Raw genomic sequence first — 5,260 nt, 5'->3', positions numbered from 1 at the left:
GATGAGTTCATTTTCGGGGAGCAGATCCTGGTTTGTCCCATTCAGGAACCCAATGCCAAAGGGAGAAGGATGTATATCCCGAGGGGAAGATGGTATGATTACTGGACCAACGAGACCCTGGTGGGAGGGACAGAGAAATGGGTGGATGCAGACATCGACAAGATCCCCATCTTCATCAAGGAAGGGGCTATCATTCCCAAATACCCAGTACAGCAGTACGTCGGGGAATTGAAACTGGAAGAGCTCCAACTGGATGTCTATTACAAGAATGGGATAGAGAGCTCCATGATCTACGAGGATGCTGAGGACGGATATGACTATGTGAAAGGAGAATACAGCCTGAGGAATTTCAAACTGATCGGTAAAGAAAAGGAACTTATCCTGCAACAGTTCAAGGACGGTAATTACGTGACCTCGTATGAGACCTTTAAACTCAACCTGATGGGACTTCCTTTCAAGATCAAGTCGATCCAGCTCGATAACGAGGCCATAGCGCTCAAGGATGTCAAGATGAACGGCAGTAACACCCTGCACGTGACCAAAGAATTTTCGGTCCTTCACATTCTGGGAAAGTGATTTTTCGTAAATTCCACGCAAACAAGAAATGATGATGAAGAGACTACTTCTGGCCGCATTCCTGTTGCTGGCTGTGGCCGCCTGTAAGACAAATCCCTTTACGGGAAAGAGCACCCTTAACTTCTACCAGAACAATTCCATCTTTCCCTCCGCATTTGCTCAGTATGACGAATTCCTGAAGTCGAACAAGGTGGTTTCCGGTACAGAGGAATCGCGGATGATCACCAACGTGGGTCAGAGGATCGCCAGGGCTGCAGAGCGATGGCTCAGCGCCAACGGGTATCCGGGGTACCTTAAAGATTATCAATGGGAATACAACCTGGTACAGGACGAAACCGTGAATGCCTGGTGCATGCCCGGGGGCAAGATCGTATTTTATACAGGGATCATGCCTATCTGCCAGGGAGAAACAGGCGTTGCCGTGGTCATGGGGCACGAGATCGCCCATGCCCTTGCAGATCACGGGGCTCAACGTATGAGTGCTGCCATGGTCCAACAGGGCATCGCTATCGCGGGGAACATCTCCATTGACGATCCCCAGAAAAGGAATATCTTCAACCAGGCCTACGGGATCGGATCTACGGTCGGCGTCATGCTGCCTTTTAGCAGAAGTCACGAGACCGAAGCAGACCGGATCGGATTACAGATCATGGCTATTGCCGGGTACAATCCGGAAGAGGCTGCAGAATTGTGGAAAAGGATGAAAGCTAATTCCGGTGGGGCCGCCCCGCCTGAATTCCTGAGTACGCACCCTTCCAACGATACGCGCATCGCCAACCTTACGAGTTGGGCCCCCCTGGCCAAGGAGGAGGCCAGGAAATTCGGGGTGACGAGTTTTCAGTAATGAAACGCGACTTTAGACCGTACCCGGTATCGATGGGGAATCGGCCTGTTGCTAAAGTCGTTCTAAACCGATCTATATGGCCCGAAGCATCCTTTTGAAGGGTAGCAGAAAATTACTCAATGCCTGGGCTTTCTATGACTGGGCCAATTCGGTGTACAGCCTGGTCATTGCCTCTGCGATCTTCCCGATCTATTACGGCGCCCTTTTCAGGATAGCGGAGATTGAAAAGGTCAGTATCTTTGGCGGAGAAATCGCCAGGGCACCTCTGATCAGCTATACCACCTCCATCGCCTTTGTATGTATCGCCATTATCACCCCTCTCATTTCCGGGATTGCCGATTACCTGGGCAACAAAAAGGTGTTCATGCAGTTTTTTTGCTATCTCGGGGGGGTTGCCTGTATAGGGCTTTTCTGGTTTTCCCTGGAACACATCGAGGCAGGTCTGATCTGTTATTTTTTTGGGCTGGTGGGCTTCTGGGTGAGTTTCGCCATCAATAATTCCTATCTGCCTGACATCGCGTATCCCGAACAACAGGACAAGATCAGTGCCAAGGGATTTTCCATGGGCTATATCGGAAGTGTTATCCTGCTGCTGATCAATCTGGCCATGGTTATGAGGCCGGGATTTTTCGGGATCGAAGGAGAAGGAGCAGAACTGCTGGCCATGCGATATTCCTTTGCGTCTGTAGGGATCTGGTGGATCGCTTTCAGTCAGTACACCTTTTACCACCTGCCCAAAGGGAACAAAAGGGTGGGTGAGAGGCAGCGTGTTATCCTGAATGGATTCAGGGAGCTCAAAGGTGTCTGGAAACAACTGGGGCATGAAAGAAGGCTGAAACGCTATCTAGGAGCCTTCTTCGTCTACAGCATGGCCGTACAGACTGTGATGCTTATTGCGGCCTATTTCGGAGAGGAAGAAGTGGCCTGGGGATCGAGTGAGGAGCGAACCATCGGCCTGATCGTCAGCATCCTCCTGATCCAGCTCGTGGCGATCTTGGGTGCTACCCTTACTGCGCGCGCTTCAGAAGCTTTTGGAAACATCCGTACCCTGGTGGTCATCAACCTGATATGGGTACTCATCTGTATCTACGCCTATTCCGTTCAGAGTCCGATGGAATTCTATATAGCTGCAGGCTTCGTTGGTATAGTCATGGGAGGGATACAGGCTCTTTCCCGCTCTACCTACAGCAAATTTCTGCCTGAGACCAAAGACACCACCTCTTTTTTCAGTTTTTACGATGTGGCTGAAAAGATCGGAATCATCATAGGCACATTTCTTTACGGTTTTGTGGCCCAGTTCACGGGAAGTATGCGAAACGCGACGATCTTTCTTGGGCTCTTTTTTATCCTGGGAGCGTTCCTTCTGCTGAGGGTAAAATCAAAGGCCCTGCAATAATAGGGCCTTCACAGAGTATCAAATCGACTTATCCTTTCGAGATGTCCCCCGAACCCGAAGTCTTGCTATCCACTTTCTCGGGATTCCCTTTATAGAAAATATCCCCGGAGCCGGAGACCCTCGCCCTGAGGGATTCCTTTGCGGTTACTTCAATGTTCGCTGATCCTGATACCAGGGCATCGACGTGGTTCGCCTGCAGGTTATAGGCATGAATATCCCCGGAGCCTGAGATCTGAACCTTCAGGTTCTGGACTGCGCCTTCCAGGTTCATGTCCCCGGATCCTGAAACGGTCACGTCCAGATTCTCAGCTTCTATGGCAATGTCCATATCTCCTGAGCCTGAAAGCCGGGCCGACATGTCCCTGGCCTTTAGGACAGTCCTTCCTTCGAGGTCCCCGGACCCTGACATGGACAGGGAACTGATCTCTTCCACCGGGATGCTTACCGTAATTCCCCCGTTGAACCAGGAGGAGGGCTGAAGATTGATCCCGTTTTTGACCTTGACGACGAGTTTTCCGTCTTTAACTTCGGTAATGATGTATTCCAGGAGATTTTCTTCGCCTTTTAGAGTCACGGAACCTTCTTCTCCGTCTACGATCTCTGTATCGAACCAACCCCCGACCGAGATCTCGTCATAATCACCCGTGATCCTTTCTATGGTGACTACTTGCCCGTTGCCTTTTACTTTTTTGCCCCATTGAGCGAAGGTTATATTTACTGCTATCAGAAGCACACTCAGAAGTCCAATTTTTTTCATTTCAATGAGTATTTCAGAGTTAGTTTCTCTTCAATGTCACACCGCCGTAATCACTGCTTATCGAGACCAGATTTCCACTGTTCTGCCTGCCATAATACCCTTTGTAATAGCGCTCCCGGTCTTTCTCTTTGCTGACGGTGATCTCCAGGCCTTCCTTTCCGCTGACCCCTGCATAGTCCGTGCTGATCTCAAAATCGAAATTATACTGCGGGTTATAGCCGATCTTGATCCCGGTGTAGTCTGTGCGGATACTGACATTTCCTGCATCCGATGCCAGTTCCTGAATCCTTATGGCCCCGTAATCTGCGCTGATATCTACATTGCCGTGTACGGTCCCCAGGGTTACGTTGATGTAATCTCCATTGCCCTGAACATTGCCTACGCTATTTACCTCAAGGCTACCATAATCACTGGAGTACTGGAGGTTCCCCATCTCCTGTACCACAGCGTCTGTATAGTCGGCATTGATGATGAGATCACCGGCCTTTTCTATAGTGAATCCTGAATAATCGGCCCTGATCTTAGCGCTGTTGATGTACCCGATATAGGATTTAGAGGTATAGTCGAATCTCAGGTCGTTATTCCTTCCCCTGAGCTCGCCTAATTGCAATCTGCCGTAGTCGCAGCTGATCTTGGCAAAGCCGTCTATTCTGTCAAGGGTGATATTCCCGTAGTCGTTACTGATGTGAATGCTGTTCTTCACCGGGAGCTTGATCGTGTAGTCGATCTGCATACTCACATTGTTGTTTTTGCCCCAGCTCCAGTTCCATCCTCTTTCCTTCTCGAAGGTGGTTCTGGCAGAAACCATAGAGGCGTCGGCTTCGAATGCCACAGAGATCTCATCGAGCTTCTCCTGTACCTTGCTCTCGTTATTGCCGTTGGTCTTAATGTTGACCTCTATCACCACCCGGTTCTCATTCCAGGAAGCCATAGTGATATTGCCATAGCTGTTTGAAACCTTGAGGGTAGCATTGGCATTGACATTGAATTCTTTTTCAATTTTCTTCTCCTTGGTGTATTTTCCTTTCATGGGATCTCCATGAGCCCCTGCCAGCAATGGGAGGGCGATAAGAAAAAGGATCAATTTTTTAAAGGGTAGTACTGTTTTCATTTTCTTGTACTTTAAGTTTTTTTACGGTTTCTAATTTTTCCATCACATCTTCCAGCAGGTCGATTCGCATCTGGAAGTTCTGTACGATGGCACTGAGCAGGATCTTTTGATCCCCTCCTTCGAGTAAATCACTCCGGAGTTGCTGGTAGTCGGTTTCAAGCAGGTCTAATTGGGCCATGGCATCGGAAACCAGTTTCCTCGCTTCAGGCGTATCTTCTTTTTCGAGCAGCGTTAGCTGTTGTTGTATTACCGCCGCAAAATAGCGCTCGGTATTGGATACCTCAGGAGAGACTTCAGCCATAGGGTCGCCGGAAGGCAATATGTCCGTGAAGGAACCCAGGAAGATCCCCAGCAGGAGCATGACGGAGGCTGCTATAGCCAGGGGTTTCCACCAGGACACTCCTTTGGTGCCTTCAGACCCTCGGGATTCCAGCCTGGAGAGAAATCTCTCCTGATGCCCTGCTCTCGGCTCTTCCCTGTCAAATTCCGGCTTCATTTCCCTGAAAAGGGCTGTCAAATCCTTATCGTTCATGATATAACGGGTTCTAATTTTTTTCTCAAACTGTCTTTGGCTCT

At 49.4% G+C, this 5,260-nt stretch carries 6 protein-coding genes; 3 read left to right on the top strand and 3 right to left on the bottom strand.

Going from position 1 to position 5,260, the window contains the following annotated elements; genetic code table 11:
* From ABYP73_RS11095 to ABYP73_RS11085, 3 genes are all read left to right on the top strand, one after another.
* Positions 1-576 (top strand): DUF5110 domain-containing protein (locus ABYP73_RS11095; protein WP_372974366.1); only part of this gene is annotated, 576 nt, incomplete at its 5' end.
* 34 nt (positions 577-610) lie between these two features.
* On the top strand, positions 611-1,420 hold the full coding sequence (locus ABYP73_RS11090; protein ID WP_372974365.1) for a M48 family metallopeptidase: 810 nt from the start codon (positions 611-613) through the stop codon (positions 1,418-1,420).
* A gap of 76 nt (positions 1,421-1,496) precedes the next feature.
* The gene (locus ABYP73_RS11085; protein WP_372974364.1) at positions 1,497-2,816 is read left to right on the top strand and encodes an MFS transporter; all 1,320 of its coding nucleotides are present in this window, start codon (positions 1,497-1,499) and stop codon (positions 2,814-2,816) included.
* Between the two features lie 28 nt (positions 2,817-2,844).
* Here the strand turns inward: ABYP73_RS11085 and ABYP73_RS11080 are convergent, their stop codons facing one another.
* The 3 genes from ABYP73_RS11080 to ABYP73_RS11070 all read right to left on the bottom strand — a co-directional run.
* Positions 2,845-3,573 (bottom strand): head GIN domain-containing protein, encoded by a 729-nt coding sequence (locus ABYP73_RS11080; protein ID WP_372974363.1) that lies wholly within the window; start codon positions 3,571-3,573, stop codon positions 2,845-2,847.
* Positions 3,574-3,592: 19 nt separating this feature from the next.
* Positions 3,593-4,684 carry a hypothetical protein gene (locus ABYP73_RS11075; RefSeq protein ID WP_372946423.1) on the bottom strand — a complete coding sequence of 364 codons (1,092 nt, stop codon included), beginning with the start codon at positions 4,682-4,684 and terminating at the stop codon, positions 3,593-3,595.
* Positions 4,662-5,260: hypothetical protein (locus ABYP73_RS11070; protein ID WP_372974362.1), on the bottom strand; the 599-nt coding region annotated here is incomplete at its 5' end. The genes ABYP73_RS11070 and ABYP73_RS11075, both read right to left, overlap by 23 nt.

This window comes from Muriicola sp. (assembly GCF_041567615.1).
Classification (GTDB): domain Bacteria; phylum Bacteroidota; class Bacteroidia; order Flavobacteriales; family Flavobacteriaceae; genus Muriicola.
Note: the sequence above shows the minus strand (reverse complement) of the source record. Positions and strands in the feature narration are given on the sequence as shown.